The sequence below is a fragment of the Streptomyces manipurensis genome (genome assembly GCF_049570255.1).
Taxonomy (GTDB): domain Bacteria; phylum Actinomycetota; class Actinomycetes; order Streptomycetales; family Streptomycetaceae; genus Streptomyces; species Streptomyces manipurensis.
Genome location: NZ_CP186950.1, coordinates 2,848,109 through 2,865,170, shown reverse-complemented (window position 1 = coordinate 2,865,170; position 17,062 = coordinate 2,848,109). Strand labels below are relative to the sequence as shown.

12 protein-coding genes are annotated in these 17,062 nt (G+C 74.4%); 11 read left to right on the top strand and 1 reads right to left on the bottom strand.

The window, feature by feature from the left end:
* Nucleotides 1–61 precede the first annotated feature (61 nt).
* From ACPU2J_RS13125 to ACPU2J_RS13105, 5 genes are all read left to right on the top strand, one after another.
* Nucleotides 62–610 carry a GNAT family N-acetyltransferase gene (locus tag ACPU2J_RS13125; RefSeq protein WP_361595462.1) on the top strand — a complete coding sequence of 183 codons (549 nt, stop codon included), beginning with the start codon at nt 62–64 and terminating at the stop codon, nt 608–610.
* A 135-nt stretch (nt 611–745) separates the two neighbouring features.
* Complete coding sequence (locus ACPU2J_RS13120; RefSeq protein WP_423833292.1) at nt 746–1,306, top strand: CGNR zinc finger domain-containing protein; 561 nt, start codon at nt 746–748, stop codon at nt 1,304–1,306.
* Between the two features lie 103 nt (nt 1,307–1,409).
* Nucleotides 1,410–3,728, top strand: coding sequence for a HelD family protein (locus tag ACPU2J_RS13115; protein ID WP_420080648.1), 2,319 nt, complete (start codon nt 1,410–1,412; stop codon nt 3,726–3,728).
* Nucleotides 3,729–4,220: 492 nt separating this feature from the next.
* Complete coding sequence (locus tag ACPU2J_RS13110) at nt 4,221–5,657, top strand: NAD-dependent malic enzyme (RefSeq protein WP_361595456.1); 1,437 nt, start codon at nt 4,221–4,223, stop codon at nt 5,655–5,657.
* 300 nt (nt 5,658–5,957) lie between these two features.
* Nucleotides 5,958–6,239, top strand: coding sequence for an HU family DNA-binding protein (locus ACPU2J_RS13105; protein WP_007264399.1), 282 nt, complete (start codon nt 5,958–5,960; stop codon nt 6,237–6,239).
* A gap of 356 nt (nt 6,240–6,595) precedes the next feature.
* Here the strand turns inward: ACPU2J_RS13105 and murA are convergent, their stop codons facing one another.
* Nucleotides 6,596–7,942 carry a UDP-N-acetylglucosamine 1-carboxyvinyltransferase gene (gene murA, locus ACPU2J_RS13100; RefSeq protein WP_361595454.1) on the bottom strand — a complete coding sequence of 449 codons (1,347 nt, stop codon included), beginning with the start codon at nt 7,940–7,942 and terminating at the stop codon, nt 6,596–6,598.
* 275 nt (nt 7,943–8,217) lie between these two features.
* Between murA and ACPU2J_RS13095 the strand changes: the two genes are divergently transcribed.
* The 6 genes from ACPU2J_RS13095 (at nt 8,218) to ACPU2J_RS13070 (ending at nt 17,062) form a co-directional block, all read left to right on the top strand.
* Complete coding sequence (locus ACPU2J_RS13095; protein ID WP_361595452.1) at nt 8,218–8,778, top strand: YqgE/AlgH family protein; 561 nt, start codon at nt 8,218–8,220, stop codon at nt 8,776–8,778.
* 29 nt (nt 8,779–8,807) lie between these two features.
* The gene (locus ACPU2J_RS13090; protein WP_402696614.1) at nt 8,808–9,092 is read left to right on the top strand and encodes a DUF3039 domain-containing protein; all 285 of its coding nucleotides are present in this window, start codon (nt 8,808–8,810) and stop codon (nt 9,090–9,092) included.
* A 173-nt stretch (nt 9,093–9,265) separates the two neighbouring features.
* On the top strand, nt 9,266–10,909 hold the full coding sequence (locus ACPU2J_RS13085; protein WP_423833291.1) for a beta-N-acetylhexosaminidase: 1,644 nt from the start codon (nt 9,266–9,268) through the stop codon (nt 10,907–10,909).
* Between the two features lie 371 nt (nt 10,910–11,280).
* Entirely contained in the window at nt 11,281–12,198 is a 918-nt protein-coding gene (locus tag ACPU2J_RS13080) for an FAD binding domain-containing protein (RefSeq protein ID WP_391348562.1), read from the top strand.
* Nucleotides 12,195–14,726, top strand: a complete 2,532-nt coding sequence (locus tag ACPU2J_RS13075) for a 2Fe-2S iron-sulfur cluster-binding protein (protein ID WP_423833290.1) — start codon at nt 12,195–12,197, stop codon at nt 14,724–14,726. Before ACPU2J_RS13080 ends, ACPU2J_RS13075 begins: the two co-directional genes overlap by 4 nt.
* Before the next feature lie 50 nt (nt 14,727–14,776).
* Entirely contained in the window at nt 14,777–17,062 is a 2,286-nt protein-coding gene (locus ACPU2J_RS13070; RefSeq protein ID WP_423834961.1) for a xanthine dehydrogenase family protein molybdopterin-binding subunit, read from the top strand.

Below are 17,062 nucleotides of genomic sequence, written 5' to 3'. Positions count from 1 at the left end.
CGGCACCCCCGCGCCGTCCGGCCCCTGCCGTCCGGCCCGGTCACCGCACTAGCATGCCGGGATGATCATTGACGGGGTGGAGATGAGGGGCGTCGAGCTCGGCGACGCCGCCGGGCTGGCCGAGGTGTTCACGCGGAACCGGGCGCACATGGCCCACGTCGAGCCGGTCCGGCCGGACGCGTTCTACACCGAGCGCGGACAGCGGGCGCGCATCGAGGGGGTGCTCGCCGAACGGGACGCCGGACGGATCGTGCCGTACGTGTTCGTCGAGACGGCCACCGGCGCACCCGTCGGCGCGATGAACCTCGGCTCCATCACCCTCGGGCCCCTGTGCAGCGGCGGCGTCGGCTACTGGGTGGACCGGGCCTGGCAGGGCAAGGGGCTCGCCACCACCGCCCTGGAGGAGGTCTGCCGGATCGCCCGCGACGAACTGGGCCTGCACCGGGTGGAAGCCGGCACCCTCGTCGACAACCTGGCCTCGCAGCGGGTGCTCGCGAAGGCCGGCTTCGAGAGCTACGGACTCGCCCCGCGCTACCTCCACATCAACGGCGCCTGGCGCGACCACCGCCTCTTCCAGCGGATCCTGCACGACCACCCGCCCGCCCTGTGAGCCCCCGCGCCGCCGAGGAGGCGCCGACCGAGCGGCCCCGGCACGAAGGCCCCCGCGGGCATCGGTCCGGGGGCTTCCCCTCCGACCCGCCGGGCGGCAGTCTGGTACGGCACCCCACGACGGGAGGCTGACGGCATGCGCTTCGATTCCGGACGGGTCTGCCTGGACCTGGTGGCCACCTTCACCCCGCACGAGGGGATCCGGGACGGCGACGAGCTGCGGCTGTGGCTCGCCGGGGCCGGACTGGTCCCCGACCGGACCCCCCTCGCCCGCGTCGGGCCCGACTGGGTGGCGGCCTTCCGGGTGCTGCGCGCCGACGTGGAGAGCCTCGTACGGGCGGAGCTGGCCGGCGCCGAGCCGGACGAGGACGCCCTCGCCCGGGTCAACGCCCTGGCCGCCGGACCACCCCCGGGCCTGTGCGCGGTACGGGACCGCGAGGGGCACCTCGTACGGGAGCTGTGCGGCGGCGTCGAATGCGGGGCGCTGCTCGCGGCGGTGGCCCGGGACGCCGTCGAGCTGCTGACCGACCCGGGCGACCGGGCCCTGCTGCGGGCCTGCGCCGGCGACGGCTGCACCCGGGTCTACCTGGACACCTCCCGCGGCCACCGGCGCCGCTGGTGCTCCAGCGAACTCTGCGGGAACCGCGAACGCGTGGCCCGGCACCGGCGCCGGGCCCTCGCGTCCGGATCCCGGTAGCCGGCCGACCACTGGGCGAGACGCGTCGCGGAACGGGCGTGCGCACAGGGTGCCGGTTCGCGTACGGTTGACGGTCGCCCATGCACGTCAGAAGGGGGCCTTGGTGGCCGCGCAGAATGCCGCTGTCGACAGCACGGCGGATTCCGTCCGCGATCGGGAGATCGTGGTCGAGCAGACGCATCTCGACCAGGTGTACCGACGCCTCGAGGAGAAGATCCACGAGGCGGAGTTCCTCATGAACGACGCCGCCCAGCGCGGCCAGGTCGGGACGCCCGGCGCCCTCGCCGAGCGCGACGCCCAGGTCTTCCGGGCGGGCATCCACCTGAACCGGCTGAACAACGAGTTCGAGGACTTCCTCTTCGGCCGCATCGACCTGGTCCTCGGCAAGGACGGGGAGCGCGGCCCCGACGGCGCCTACACCTCCGTCGAGCCGGCCGACGGCGCGATCCGCGACGACCTCACCGCCGACATCGCCGAGACCCTGCACATCGGCCGCATGGGCGTGCTCGACGCCGACTTCTCGCCGCTGGTCATCGACTGGCGGGCGCCCGCCGCCGCACCGTTCTACCGCTCCACCCCCAAGGACCCCGGCCGGGTCGTGCGCCGCCGCGTCATCCGGTCCAAGGGCCGTCGGGTGCTCGGCGTCGAGGACGACCTGATGCGCCCGGAGATCACCGCCCACCTGGACGGCGAGGAGCTGCCCGCCATCGGCGACGGCGCCCTGATGGCCGCGCTGGGCCGGGCCCGCACCCACTCCATGCGCGACATCGTCTCCTCCATCCAGGCCGAGCAGGACCTCGTCATCCGGGCACCCGCCGCCTCCGTCGCCGAGGTCGCCGGCGGCCCCGGCACCGGCAAGACCGCCGTCGCCCTGCACCGCGCCGCCTACCTGCTCTACCAGGACCGCCGCCGCTACGCGGGCGGCATCCTCATCGTCTCCCCGACCCCGCTGCTCGTCGCGTACACCGAAGGCGTGCTGCCCTCGCTCGGCGAGGAGGGCCAGGTCGCCATCCGCGCGCTGGGCTCGCTGGTCGACGGGGCCGAGGCCACCACGTACGACGAGCCGTCCGTGGCCCGGATCAAGGGCTCCTCCCGCATGCTCAAGGTCCTGCGCAAGGCCGTACGGGGCGCCCTGGAGCTCGGCGGCCCCCAGGGGCCCGCCCCCGAACGGCTGCGCGTGGTGGCCTTCGGCCGCCGTCAGGAGCTGGAGGCCGACGAGCTGAACCGGATCCGGCAGAACGTCCTCGGCGGCACCGCCCCCGTCAACCTGCTCCGCCCGCGCGCCCGCAAGCTGCTCCTCGACGCCCTCTACGCCAAGACCGGCGCGGCCGGCCGGCACAGCGACCCGGAGCTGGCCGCCGAACTGCGCTCCGCCTTCGACGAGGACATCTCCACCGAGGACCCCTTCCTCGACTTCCTGAACGCCTGGTGGCCGGAGCTGACGCCGCGCCGGGTGCTCGCCGCGATGGCCGACGAGCGCAAGCTCGGCCGCTGGTCGCGCCGCGACCTCAACCCGCGCGAGGCCCGCCGGCTGGCGCGCTCGCTGCGCCGGGTCGGCGAGGACGGCAAGGGCCCCCTGTCGGTGCACGACGTGGCGCTGCTCGACGAGCTCCAGCAGCTGCTCGGCGCGCCCGCCCGGCCCAAGCGCAGGCGGGAGCTCGACCCGCTCGACCAGCTCACCGGGCTGGAGGAGCTGATGCCGACGCGCGAGGAGACCCAGTGGGAGCGGGCCGAACGGCTCGCGGCGGAGCGCACCGAGTACGCGCACGTCATCGTCGACGAGGCCCAGGACCTGACGCCGATGCAGTGGCGGATGGTGGGCCGCCGGGGCCGGCACGGTACCTGGACGGTGGTCGGCGACCCGGCGCAGTCCTCCTGGACGGATCCGGAGGAGGCCGCCGCGGCACGCGACGAGGCCCTGGGGTCCCGGCCGCGCCGCCGGTTCACGCTGACGGTCAACTACCGCAACCCGGCCGAGGTGGCCGAGGTAGCCTCCCGGGTGCTGCGGCTGGCGATGCCCGGCATGGAGCCGCCCACGGCGGTGCGCTCGACCGGGCTGGAGCCGCGCTTCACGGCGGCCGGGAGCGACCTCGGCGCGACCGTGCGGGAGGAGACCCGGCGGCTGCTGGAGCAGGTGGACGGCACGGTGGGCGTGGTCGTCGCCATGGACCGGCGCGCCGAGGCGGCGGGCTGGCTCGCCGACCTGGGCGAACGGGCGGTGGCCCTGGGCAGCCTGGAGGCCAAGGGCCTGGAGTACGACGCCACGGTGGTCGTCGCCCCGGCGGAGATCGCGCAGGAGTCCCCGGCGGGCCTGCGCGTGCTCTACGTGGCGCTGACCCGCGCGACGCAGCAGCTGACGGTGGTCTCGGCGGAGGGCGACGAGCCCGGCGAGGACGGGGTGCCGGCGCTCCTGCGCGGCTAGTGCCACGGCGGTCCCGGTGGCCACGGCGGTCCCGGCAGCCGCAGGCCGTCCCGGCAGCCGCGGGCCGTTCGGCCGGATGGTCGGCGGCCGGGAGCGTGGTGCGGCGGAACCGACCGCGAGCAGGGGGATCACATCCGGCGATCCTTTGTTAGCCTGGGTACGGCACCGACTCGATCCAAGCCCCCGGGCCCAACCTTCGTCGCTCAGAGCGACCACTTGCCGCGAGGCGAGCATGGCGGGTCGGTGTCACAAACGTACAGATCACCAGGTCCGCGTCCTCCACTCGGTGGGGGGCGCGGACCTTTTTGTATGGACCACCCATTCCGAAGACCCCTCAAATCTCGTATGGTGGAAGAGTCTTTCCGAATTTTGTAGCTGGTTACCTTGTACCGGCTGGTAGGTGGGACGATCGGACAACAGGCCCAGCCGCACCCGCTGTGCAGCGGGGCCCTGTGTGTTAAGCGAACCAGGGACAGAAGAGGAAACACGGCCATGGCAACGGCGCCCAGCGTCTCGTATTCGATGACGGTCCGCCTGGAAGTGCCCGCGAGCGGAACCGCGGTCTCCCAGCTCACCACCGCCGTGGAGTCCTCCGGCGGATCGGTCACCGGCCTCGACGTCACCGCCTCCGGCCACGAGAAGCTCCGGATCGACGTCACCATCGCCGCGACCTCCACGGCGCACGCCGACGAGATCGTCGAGAAGCTCCGCGGCATCGAGGGCGTCAGCCTCGGCAAGGTCTCCGACCGCACCTTCCTGATGCACCTCGGCGGCAAGATCGAGATGGCGTCCAAGCATCCCATCCGCAACCGTGACGACCTCTCGATGATCTACACCCCGGGCGTCGCCCGCGTGTGCATGGCGATCGCCGAGAACCCCGAGGACGCCCGTCGCCTGACCATCAAGCGCAACACCGTCGCAGTCGTGACGGACGGCTCCGCCGTGCTGGGCCTGGGCAACATCGGCCCGATGGCCGCGATGCCGGTCATGGAGGGCAAGGCCGCCCTCTTCAAGCGCTTCGCCGACATCGACGCCTGGCCGATCTGCCTGGACACCCAGGACCCCGACGAGATCGTGGCCGCCGTCAAGGCCATCGCCCCGGGCTTCGCCGGCATCAACCTGGAGGACATCTCCGCGCCGCGCTGCTTCGAGATCGAGGCCCGGCTGCGCGAGGCTCTCGACATCCCCGTCTTCCACGACGACCAGCACGGCACCGCCATCGTCGTGCTCGCCGCCCTCACCAACGCACTGCGCGTGGTGGGCAAGGCAGTTGAGGACGTCAAGGTGGTCATGTCGGGTGCCGGCGCAGCCGGTACCGCCATCCTCAAGCTGCTCCTCGCGGCGGGCGTGAAGAACGCCGTCAGCGCCGACATCCACGGTGTCGTGCACGCGGGCCGCCCCGACCTCGTCGACGCCGCCGCGGACTCCCCGCTGCGCTGGATCGCCGACAACACCAACCCCGAGGGCTACACCGGCACGTTGAAGGAGGCCGTCGTCGGAGCCGACGTGTTCATCGGGGTCTCCGCCCCGAACGTGCTGTCCGGCGAGGACGTCGCCGCCATGGCGGAGGGCGCCATCGTGTTCGCGCTCGCGAACCCGGACCCGGAGGTGGACCCGGCCGTCGCCCGCCAGACCGCCGCCGTCGTCGCGACCGGCCGTTCGGACTTCCCGAACCAGATCAACAACGTGCTGGTCTTCCCGGGTGTCTTCCGCGGTCTGCTGGACGCCCAGTCCCGCACCGTGAACACCGGCATGATGCTCGCCGCCGCGACCGCGCTGGCCGACGTCGTGGGCGAGGACGAGCTCAACGCGAACTACATCATCCCGTCCGTGTTCAACGACAAGGTCGCCGGAGCCGTCGCCGGAGCCGTTCGCAAGGCCGCCACGGCCACCCAGGCGGACGCTGTGACGGGCCTCACGGCTCCCTGATCCCCGGCGCGTCGCGAGATGCGGGCCCGCCGGGCCGCCTCTAGGGTTTGCGGGGATGCCGACGAGCTCCGCTGTTCGCATCCCTCGGGTGCGACGGAGCGTCACCGGGGCGTGACTGTGGCGCTTTTCGTGTGACCCCGGCGGGTGCCGGATTGGCTTTCCCGCCGCTGGTGGGGGCAGGATGCGTAACCGGGCGAGAGGGTCTGACGTTCAGACCCGGGTCCGGGGACTGTCCTAGGGCCCTGGCAGCATCGGCTTCGATCTCACGCCTCTAAGGCAAGTTGAACACGGGAGTACAACATGAACCGCAGTGAGCTGGTGGCCGCTCTGTCCGAGCGCGCCGAGGTGACCCGCAAGGACGCCGACGCCGTTCTGGCCGCGCTCGCCGAGACCGTCGGCGAGATCGTCGCCAAGGGCGACGAGAAGGTCACCATCCCCGGCTTCCTGACCTTCGAGCGCACCCACCGTGCCGCTCGCACCGCGCGCAACCCGCAGACCGGCGACCCCATCCAGATCCCGGCCGGCTACAGCGTGAAGGTCTCCGCGGGCTCCAAGCTCAAGGAAGCCGCCAAGGGCAAGTAAGTCCTGTTCCGGTGCCGGGGGCCGCACAGGCCTCCGGAACGGCAGCGGTGCGCGGCGATACGCAGCACTGTGGAGGGCGGTCACCCCGACGGGGTGACCGCCCTCCGGCGTGTCCGGGGCCGCCCGAAGCGGCTGCGGAGCGGGTCCGGGCCCGTGCGCAGCCAATCCGCGGCGCCCGTGGGGCCGTCACGGCCCCGCGGGCGGCCCCTGCGGCCCCGTGAGGGCCCGTCAGGCTCCGGGGCGCCCTCCCGCCCGCACCGCGCCCCGCGGGCCGTCCGGACCCCGTACGCGAAAGCCCCCGGCCCTGGGGCCGGGGGCTTTCACGCGGTGCGTGGTGCGGGGGTGCGGTCCGCGGGTCAGACGAGGTCGCCGCCCGGGAGCTCGACCTTCGCGCCGAGCTCCACGAGCTTCTCCATGAAGTTCTCGTAGCCACGGTTGATCAGGTCGATGCCGTGGACGCGCGAGGTGCCCTCGGCGGCCAGCGCCGCGATCAGGTACGAGAAGCCGCCGCGCAGGTCGGGGATGACCAGGTCGGCGCCCTGCAGCTTGGTGGGGCCGGAGACGACCGCCGAGTGCAGGAAGTTACGCTGGCCGAAGCGGCAGGCGCTGCCGCCCAGGCACTCGCGGTACAGCTGGATGTGGGCACCCATCTGGTTGAGCGCCGAGGTGAAGCCGAGCCGGGACTCGTAGACCGTCTCGTGGACGATCGACAGGCCGGAGGCCTGCGTCAGGGCGACCACGAGCGGCTGCTGCCAGTCGGTCTGGAAGCCGGGGTGGACGTCCGTCTCCAGCGCGATGGCCTTGAGCGGGCCGCCCGGGTGCCAGAAGCGGATGCCGTCGTCGTCGATCTCGAAGGCGCCGCCGACCTTCCGGTACGTGTTCAGGAAGGTCATCATCGAGCGCTGCTGGGCGCCGCGCACGTAGATGTTGCCGCCGGTGGCCAGGGCCGCGGAAGCCCAGGACGCCGCCTCCAGGCGGTCCGGGAGCGCCTTGTGGTTGTAGCCGCCGAGGCGCTCCACACCGGTGATCCGGATGGTGCGGTCGGTGTCCATGGAGATGATCGCGCCCATCTTCTGCAGCACGCAGATGAGGTCCTCGATCTCCGGCTCCACGGCGGCGTTGCTGAGCTCGGTGACGCCCTCGGCCAGGACGGCCGTCAGCAGCACCTGCTCGGTCGAGCCGACCGAGGGGTAGGGCAGGCGGATCTTGCAGCCGCGCAGCCGCTGCGGGGCCTCCAGGTACTGGCCGCCCTCGCGCTTCTCGATGGTCGCGCCGAACTGGCGCAGCACGTCGAAGTGGAAGTCGATCGGCCGGCCGCCGATGTCGCAGCCGCCGAGGCCGGGGATGAAGGCGTGGCCCAGACGGTGCAGCAGGGGGCCGCAGAACAGGATCGGGATGCGCGACGAGCCCGCGTGGGCGTCGATGTCGGCGACGTTGGCGCTCTCGACGTGGGTGGGGTCGAGCACGAGCTCGCCCGGCTCCTCGCCGGGACGGACCGTCACCCCGTGCAGCTGGAGCAGCCCGCGCACGACACGTACGTCACGGATGTCGGGAACGTTGCGCAGCCGGCTGGGTTCGCTTCCGAGCAGAGCGGCGACCATGGCCTTGGGCACGAGGTTCTTCGCGCCGCGGACCCGGATCTCGCCCTCGAGCGGGGTACCGCCATGGACGAGCAGGACGTCATCACTGTCTGTGCCGGTCATGAATCTCGCGTTCCGGAGAGGGGTGGGCAGGGGATCAGAGAAAAGAGTAAGGGCCAGTACCCCTTTGTTCGTAAGGCCGACGTGGCCGTAGGACTGTCATGAATTCGGTACAACACCCTCCGTACCCACCGCATGGCGGAGCGTTGCATTCCGTCCGGTTCGTCCCGCTGCTCCGTTCGTGCGCGCTCCCGTTGCCGCCGTGCGCGGGTGCGCACGGCGGCATCCGATACCGCTCCTGACCCCCGCGAACGGCGAATGTGCGGGATCATGGCGGCATGACCGAGGTGTCCTCCCTCACAGGGCGGCTGCTCGTGGCCACCCCAGCCCTCGCGGACCCGAACTTCGACCGCGCGGTGGTGCTGCTGCTCGACCACGACGAGCAGGGCTCGCTCGGGGTGGTCCTCAACCGGCCCACCCCCGTCGGCGTCGGTGACGTCCTGCTCCCCTGGGCGCCGCTGGCCGGCGCCCCCGGCGTGGTCTTCCAGGGCGGTCCCGTGGCACTGGACTCGGCCCTGGGGCTGGCGGTGATCCCGGGGGAGGAGGGGCCGCTGGGCTGGCGCCGGGTGCACGGGGCCATCGGCCTGGTCGACCTGGAGGCCCCGCCCGAGCTGCTGGCCGCGGCCCTGGGCGGGCTGCGGATCTTCGCCGGCTATTCGGGCTGGGGGCCGGGCCAGCTGGAACAGGAGCTCGGCGAGGGCGCCTGGTACGTGGTGGAGTCGGAGCCGGGGGACGTCTCCTCTCCCGATCCGGAACGGCTGTGGCGGTCGGTCCTGCGCCGCCAGCGCAGCGAACTGGCGATGGTCGCCACCTATCCGGACGACCCGTCGCTCAACTGACGGGCGCGGGGTCAATTACCCTGGGTCCCATGAGCACTCTTGAGCCCGAGCGCGGGACTGGCACGGGGACCCTCGTAGAGCCGACGCCGCAGGTGTCGCACGGTGACGGCGACCACGAGCGCTTCGCCCACTACGTCCAGAAGGACAAGATCATGGCGAGCGCGCTCGACGGGACCCCCGTCGTCGCGCTCTGCGGCAAGGTCTGGGTACCGGGCCGGGACCCGAAGAAGTACCCGGTCTGCCCCATGTGCAAGGAGATCTACGAGTCCATGGGACCCGGCGGGGACAAGGGCAAGGGCGGCAAGGACAAGTAGTCCGACCCGGTCCGCCCCCTCCGCGGGACGTCCGCAGGACCGAGGCCCCCGGTGCGCCGCAGCGCGCCCGGGGGCCTTTTCCGTGCCTGCGGGGCGCGTTAGGGTCGGCGCGACGAGCACTCTGCGGAACGTGCGTTGCGCAGGGCGCAACCGCTCTCGCGAAGGGCCGCCGCATGGACCTGATCCCCGCACCCCGGACCGCCGTTCCCGACGAGGGCGGACGCCGCTTCGCCCTCGGCCCCGCACCGACCCTGGCCGTCGCCGACGGGGCCGGGTCCGTCGCCCGCTGGCTCCGCCGCGAGATCGGCGCGGCCACCGGCTGGGACCTGCCCGCCCCCGCCCCCGGCACGCCGGGCGACGTACGGCTGCGCGTCGACCCGGACGCCACCGGCGGCCTCGGTCCGGAGTCGTACCGCATCGAGGTCGGGTCGGACGGCGCCGAGCTGGCGGGGCAGACGGCGGCCGGACTGTTCTGGGCCGCCCAGACGCTGCGTCAGCTGCTCGGCCCCGACGCCTACCGCAGGGCGCCGCTGCCGGGACCGGGGCGGACGTGGAGCCTGCCGTACGGCACGGTCGTGGACGGCCCCCGCTTCGGCTGGCGCGGCATGATGCTCGACGTGGCCCGGCACTTCACGCCGAAGGACGGGGTACTGCGCCAGATCGACCTGCTCGCCGCCCACAAGCTCAACGTGCTGCACCTGCATCTGACGGACGACCAGGGCTGGCGGATCGAGATCAGGAGCCGGCCGCGCCTGACCGGGGTAGGCGGGTGGCGGGCGCGCAGCCGGTGGGGGCACCGGGCCTCGCCCCTGTGGAACGAGAGCCCGCACGGCGGCTTCTACACCCAGGACGACATCCGCGAGATCGTCGCCTACGCCGCCGAGCGGCACGTCCGGGTGGTCCCCGAGATCGAGCTGCCGGGCCACTCCCAGGCGGCCGTCGCCGCGTACCCGGAGCTCGGCAACACCGACGTGGTGGACACCGCGGCGCTCGGCGTGTGGGAGGACTGGGGCATCAGCGAGAACGTGCTGGCGCCGACCGAGGCCGTGCTGCGCTTCTACGAGGGCGTCCTGGAGGAGGTGCTGGAGCTGTTCCCGGCGGAGGTCTCGCCGTTCGTGCACATCGGCGGGGACGAGTGCCCCAAGGCGCAGTGGAAGGCCTCCGCCGCCGCCCAGGCACGGATCCGCGAGCTGGGGGTGGACGGGGAGGACGGGCTGCAGTCCTGGTTCGTCCGGCACTTCGACCGCTGGCTCGCCGACCGCGGGCGGCGCCTCATCGGCTGGGACGAGATCCTGGAGGGCGGACTCGCGCCGGGGGCGGCCGTGTCCTCGTGGCGCGGCTACGCGGGCGGGACGGCCGCCGCCGAGGCCGGGCACGACGTGGTCATGTGCCCCGAGCAGCAGGTGTACCTGGACCACCGTCAGGCGGACGGCCCGGACGAGCCGGTGCCCATCGGCTACGTGCGCTCCCTGGAGGACGTCTACCGGTTCGAGCCGGTGCCGCCGAAGCTGTCGCCCGAGGCCGCGGCCCATGTGCTCGGCGCCCAGGCCAACATGTGGACCGAGGTCGTCGAGGACCGGAGCAGGCTCGACTACCAGGTGTTCCCGCGGCTGGCGGCGTTCGCCGAGGTGGTGTGGTCGCGGCTGCCCGGGCCGGCGGAGCGGGACTACGCGGACTTCGAGGCCCGAATGACCTCCCACTACCGGCGGTTGGACGTACTGGGCGTCGACTACCGGCCCCCGGGCGGCCCGTTGGCCCGCCAGCGGCGCCCGGGGGTGCTCGGACGTCCCCTCGAGGGCCCGCCCCCGAACGTGTGACGGGGGCGGCCGGAAGATCGGCCGGGAGCCGGGCCGCGGCCGCCCCGCCGGGCCGGAACTCTGTCTGAATTTCCTCCTATACGGGGAAAACGGGCGTTCGGGGGCGAGATCCGGCCAAGGGGCGCAGCGGGGGTCGTACGGTCCTTAGAGGGTGTTCGGAACGTTCCGCCACGTACGGCGTGGACGGGCCCCGCCCCGGGGGCCGACGGGGGTGCCGGGGGCCGTCACGGGGGTCGCGGGTCTCCGGGAGGACCCTCGCGCCGGGCGGCCCGGAAGATGTGCCAGAGTTGCCACGTCCCGGCGGTGAGCACGTACCGTACGGCGGACAGGCGTGAGCGCCAGGACCGGGACATCGGGAAGGGGCAGCTGGGTTGACCACGCACGCACCGCACGCACCGCACGCACCTGATTCACCTCAGGGGGCTCAGGGGCAGCAGGCGGCGCAGTCCGTGACGCTGCCGGCCTCGCTCGACGAGGCCGTCGCGGCGCTCACCGCCATGCCCGCCGCCGTTCCCGTCGCGGGCGGAACCGACCTCATGGCCGCCGTGAACGCGGGACTGCTGCGGCCCGCCGCCCTGGTCGGCCTGGGACGGATCAACGAGATCCGCGGCTGGCAGTACCAGGACGGCCACGCCCTGCTCGGCGCCGGCCTCACCCACGCGCGGATGGGCCGGCCCGACTTCGCCGCCCTGATCCCCGCGCTCGCCGCCGCCGCGCGCGCCGCCGGACCGCCGCAGATCCGCAACGCGGGCACCCTCGGCGGGAACATCGCCAGCGCCGCGCCCACCGGGGACGCGCTGCCCGTGCTGGCCGCCCTGGAAGCCGTACTGGTCATCGTCGGCCCCGAGGGCCGGCGCGAGATCCCGGTCTCCCACCTGCTGGCCGGCCGCGAGATGCTCCGGCCCGGCGAACTGATCGGCTTCGTGCGGGTCCCGCTGCTGCACGCGCCGCAGGTCTTCCTCAAGGCCACCGGGCGCACCGGGCCGGGCCGCGCCGTGGCCTCCGTGGGCCTCGTGCTGGACCCCGCGCGCCGCGGGGTGCGCTGCGCGATCGGCGCCGTCGCCCCGATGCCGCTGCGCCCGCTGGAGGCCGAGCAGTGGGTGGCCTCGCTGATCGACTGGGACGGCGGGCGGAGCCTGGCCCCCGAGGCGCTGGAGGCCTTCGGCGAGTACGTCGCGGCCGCCTGTGTGCCCGACCAGGGGGAACCGGTGGCTCCCGGTGTACTGCATCTGCGGCGGACGGTGGCCGTGCTGGCACGCAGGGCCCTCGGGAGGGCACTGACCTCATGAGCGAGAACGAGAACGAGAACGTGACCCAGGGGAACGGTGCGGCGGGCTGGGGCTGGGAGCCCGTACCGCAGGGCGGCGAGTACGACTCGGACGCCACGGCCTTCGTGAAACTGCCGCAGGACATGCTCGACGCGCTCGGCACCGGGGAGCCGCTCGCGGCGCCCGGACACGGCTACGTGCCGCCGCCGATGATCGTTCCGCTCGGCACCGCGGGCACCGGCAGCACCGACCCGGCCGCCACCGGGACCTGGACGCTCCCCGCGCAGTGGCCGGAGGCCGGCGGCGAGGCCGCTGTCCCGGGCACGGGCTCCGGACCGGTGACGGGGCCCATCCCCGCCTCCGTCCCGATCCCGGCGGCGGTCGCCGCCGCGTTCGCCGCCACCGGGCCGGAGACGGAGCAGGACCCCGCGCACGACCCCGGCGCGACCGCGGAGTGGCGCTTCCCGGAAGCGGCGCACGAGCCCGGGGCCACCCCGTCGACGACCGGCCAGTGGGCCGTGCCGGAGTACGCCGGCTACCCGGCCGACGCCGACTACCAGGACGGCCCGGACCACCGGGACGGCGCCGACTACCGGGACGGCACCGATTTCCGGGACGGCACCGACTACACGGGCGGCACCGGCCACCCGGGCGCGCAGCAGGGCGACCCCGCCGACCACCCCCGGCCGCAGGGCGACTTCCGCACGGGCGCCCTGGACGCCGACTGGAGCCAGGCCCCGGCCACCCTGCCGGGTGGCGCTCCGGCCCCCTGGGCCTACCTGACGCAGCAGCCGTCTGCCGATCCGGGCGTGCTGCCCGGCACCGACGAGGCAGCCGCGGCCTCGGCCGCCGCTGCCGCCACGGCGCACGCCGCCGGACGGCTCTTCGGCGGACCCGGAGTGGGCGCGGCGGGCCGCGGCCCCCGGGTGCTCGGCGGCCCCGGCGTGGGCACCGCGCTGCAGGAGGCCGAGCCCGCCCACGGGGCACCCCACGACGTCGAGGCCGCGCACGCCCCGTCCGCGAACCCGCCCGCGGGGGAGCGGCCCCGGCCGACGGCCGGCGCCGAGGAGACCTACCCGTCGGCGGACCGCACGGGGCACCCGGTCCACGCGGAACAGGCCGACCACGCCGAGCAGGCGGGCGATGCGGGGCACGCCGACTACGCGGGTCACGCGGGGCACGCGGATCACGGGGCGCAGGCGGGCCACACCGAACAGGCCGGCTACGCGGGTCGCGCCGAGCACGTGGGCGATGCCGGGCACGGCGGCTACGCGGGTCACGCCGAGCAGGCGGGCCACACCGAACAGCCCGACTATGCGGGTCGCGCCGAGCACGTGGGCGATGCCGGGCACGGCGGCTACGCGGGTCACGCCGAGCAGGCGGGCCACACCGAACAGCCCGACTATGCGGGTCGCGCCGAGCACGTGGGCGATGCCGGGCACGGCGGCTACGCGGGTCACGCGGCGCAGACGGGCCATGCCGTGCACGCCGAGCACCCGGGGCACGCCACGCACGCCGCGCATGCCGAGCACGTGGGCGACGCCGGGCAGGCCGCCGGTCACGCCGTGCCGGAGCCCGCCCCCGGCGGCCACGGCCTCTTCGGCGGCGCACCGGCGTCCGCCGCCGCGGCCGACGCACAGCCCGCGGAGCAGCCCGGATCCGACGGGCCCGGACGCACCGCCGGGCTCGCGCACCCCGCCGACACCGACGGGCACGGGTTCTCCGCCTTCGGGCAGGCGCCCGAGCCCGCGCCTGCGGCCGGTCCCGCCGACGGCCAGGGCGAGAGCCACGCCGACGTTCCCGTCGGCGAGGAGGCCCCCGCCCCGGCCGCCGCGGACCACGACGCGGCGCCGGCCGCCCCGGTGCCGGGCGAGGAGACCGCCGACGGCGCGGCCGAGCCGCCGGCGTACCCCGAACACGCCGCGCACCCCGTGCCCGGCGCGCACGAGGCCCCGGTCGCCCACCTCGAACACCCCCACGCGTCCTACGTCCTGCGCGTCAACGGCGCCGACCGCCCCGTCACCGGCGCCTGGATCGGCGAATCCCTCCTCTACGTGCTGCGTGAGCGCCTCGGCCTCGCCGGAGCCAAGGACGGCTGCTCGCAGGGCGAGTGCGGCGCCTGCGCCGTACAGGTCGACGGCCGGCTCGTCGCCTCCTGCCTGGTCCCGGCGGCCACCGCCGCGGGAAGCGAGGTGCGCACCGTCGAGGGCCTCGCGACGAACGGGGAACTCTCCGACGTGCAGCAGGCGTTGTGCAGGTCGGGCGGGGTCCAGTGCGGATTCTGCGTGCCCGGCATGGCCATGACCATCCACGACCTGCTGGAGGGCAATCACGCCCCCAGCGAGCTGGAGACCCGTCAGGCACTCTGCGGCAACCTCTGCCGCTGCTCCGGCTACGCGGGAGTCGTCGACGCGGTGCGCGAGGTCGTCGCCGAACGCGAAGCGGCCTCCGCGGCCTCCGCCGAAGCGCCTCAGAGCCCCTCCGAGGCGCGCATCCCGCACCAGGCAGCGCCCGGCGAGGGCGGCATCCACCACGGAGGCACGGCGTGAGCGGGCAGGACGCGGCGACCGCGACGACGGTGAACACCACGGTGACGGCCATGGCCGCCGCACCGGGTCCCGAGGTGTCCGAGGATCAGGTGCCGCGCGGCATCGGGGCGTCCGTCCCCGCCGCCGACACCCGGGCCAAGACCGAGGGCACCTTCCCCTACGCGGCCGACCTCTGGGCCGAGGGCCTGCTGTGGGCCGCCGTGCTGCGCTCCCCGCACGCCCACGCGCGGATCCTCTCCATCGACACCGCGGCCGCCGCCGCGATGCCCGGCGTCCGCGCCGTCGTCACCCACGCCGACGTTCCCGGCGCCACCACCCACGGCCGCCGGATCGCCGACCGGCCGGTGTTCGCGCACGACGTCGTACGCCACCACGGCGAGCCCATCGCCGCCGTCGCCGCCGACCACCCCGACACCGCACGCCTCGCCGCCGCCGCGATCGCCGTCGAGTACGAGCTCCTCGACCCGGTCACCGACCCCGAGCAGGCCTTCGGCGCCCCCGCCCTGCACCCCGACGGCAACCTGATCCGGCACATCCCGCTGCGCTACGGCGACCCGGAGGTCACCGGCGAGGTCGTCGTCGAGGGCCTGTACCGCATCGGCCGGCAGGACCCCGCCCCCATCGGCGCCGAGGCCGGACTGGCCGTGCCCCGCCCCGACGGCGGCGTGGAGCTGTACACCGCCTCCACCGACCCGCACACCGACCGCGACCTGGCCGCCGCCTGCTTCGGCCTGGAGCCGGACCGCGTACGCGTCGTCGTCACCGGGGTGCCCGGCGCGACCGCCGACCGCGAGGACGCCGCGTTCCAGCTCCCGCTCGGCCTGCTCGCCCTGCGCACCGGCTGCCCGGTGAAACTGGCCGCCACCCGCGAGGAGTCCTTCCTCGGCCACACCCACCGCCACCCGACCCTGCTGCGCTACCGCCACCACGCGGACGCCGAGGGCCGCCTGGTCAAGGTCGAGGCGCAGATCCTGATGGACGGCGGCGCGTACGCGGACGCCTCCTCCGAGTCCCTCGCGGCCGCCGTCGCCTTCGCCTGCGGCCCGTACGTCGTCCCGCACGCCTTCGTCGAAGGCTGGGCCGTCCGCACCAACAACCCGCCGTCCGGCCACGTACGGGGCGAGGGCGCGATGCAGGTGTGCGCCGCGTACGAGGGCCAGATGGACAAGCTCGCCGCCGCCCTCGGCATCGACGGCGCGGAACTGCGCATGCGCAACGTGCTGGCGACGGGGGACCTCCTCCCCACCGGCCAGACCGTGACCTGCCCCGCCCCGGTGGCGGAACTGCTGCGCGCCGTAAGGGACTTCGAGCTGCCCGGCCTGCCCAAGGACACCCCCGAGGACGAATGGCTGCTGCCCGGCGGCCCGGAGGGCGCCGGCGAGCCGGGCGCGGTGCGCCGCGGCGTCGGCTACGGCGTCGGCATGGTGCACATGCTCGGCGCCGAGGGCACCGACGAGGTCTCCACCGCCACCGTGAAGGTGGTGAACGGCGCGGCCACCGTCATCTGCGCGGCCGTCGACACCGGCCAGGGCTTCGCCACCCTCGCCCGCCAGATCGTCCAGGAGGTGCTGGGCGTCGACGAGGTGGCGGTCGCCCCCGTCGACACCGACCAGCCCCCGGCCGGGCCGGCGGCGCACGGCCGCCACACGTGGGTGTCCGGTGGGGCCGTCGAACGCGCCGCCAAGATGGTCCGCACCCAGCTCCTCCAGCCCATGGCCCACAAGCTCGGCATGTCCACCGAGCTCCTCCAGATCGCGGACGGCCGGATCACCTCGTACGACGGCGCGTTCTCGATGCCGGTCACCGAGGCGATGGAGGGCAAGGAACTCTGGGCGACGGCCCAGTGCCGCCCCCACCCGACGGAGCCCCTCGACGGCGACGGCCAGGGTGATGCCTTCGTCGGCCTCGCCTTCTGCGCGATCCGCGCGGTGGTGGACGTGGACATCGAGCTGGGCTCCGTCCGCGTCGTCGAACTCGCCGTCGCCCAGGACGTCGGCCGGATCCTCAACCCCCGCCAGCTCCGGGCCCGCATCGAGGCGGGCGTCACCCAGGGCGTGGGCGCGGCCCTCACCGAGAACCTCCGCACGGTCTCCGGCCTGGTCCGCCACCCCGACCTGACGGGCTACGCCCTGCCGACGACCCTGGACGCCCCGGCGGTCCGCATCGTCAAGCTGGTCGAGGAGCGCGACGTGGTGGCCCCGTTCGGCGCGAAGGCGGCGAGCGCGGTCCCCGTGGTGACCGCACCGGCCGCGGTGGCCTCGGCGGTCCGCGCGGCCACCGGCCGCCCGGTCAACCGGCTCCCGATCAGGCCGTCCGCGGCCGTCGCGGGCGGCTGA

Excerpts from the sequence above, each read along its gene's own strand:
- ACPU2J_RS13125 (WP_361595462.1), top strand. The coding sequence starts at position 62 with ATGATCATTGACGGGGTGGAGATGAGGGGCGTCGAGCTCGGCGACGCC.
- ACPU2J_RS13120 (WP_423833292.1), top strand. The coding sequence starts at position 746 with ATGCGCTTCGATTCCGGACGGGTCTGCCTGGACCTGGTGGCCACCTTC.
- ACPU2J_RS13110 (WP_361595456.1), top strand. The coding sequence starts at position 4,221 with ATGGCAACGGCGCCCAGCGTCTCGTATTCGATGACGGTCCGCCTGGAA.
- ACPU2J_RS13105 (WP_007264399.1), top strand. The coding sequence starts at position 5,958 with ATGAACCGCAGTGAGCTGGTGGCCGCTCTGTCCGAGCGCGCCGAGGTG.
- murA (WP_361595454.1), bottom strand. The coding sequence starts at position 7,942 with ATGACCGGCACAGACAGTGATGACGTCCTGCTCGTCCATGGCGGTACC.
- ACPU2J_RS13095 (WP_361595452.1), top strand. The coding sequence starts at position 8,218 with ATGACCGAGGTGTCCTCCCTCACAGGGCGGCTGCTCGTGGCCACCCCA.
- ACPU2J_RS13090 (WP_402696614.1), top strand. The coding sequence starts at position 8,808 with ATGAGCACTCTTGAGCCCGAGCGCGGGACTGGCACGGGGACCCTCGTA.
- ACPU2J_RS13085 (WP_423833291.1), top strand. The coding sequence starts at position 9,266 with ATGGACCTGATCCCCGCACCCCGGACCGCCGTTCCCGACGAGGGCGGA.
- ACPU2J_RS13075 (WP_423833290.1), top strand. The coding sequence starts at position 12,195 with ATGAGCGAGAACGAGAACGAGAACGTGACCCAGGGGAACGGTGCGGCG.
- ACPU2J_RS13070 (WP_423834961.1), top strand. The coding sequence starts at position 14,777 with ATGGCCGCCGCACCGGGTCCCGAGGTGTCCGAGGATCAGGTGCCGCGC.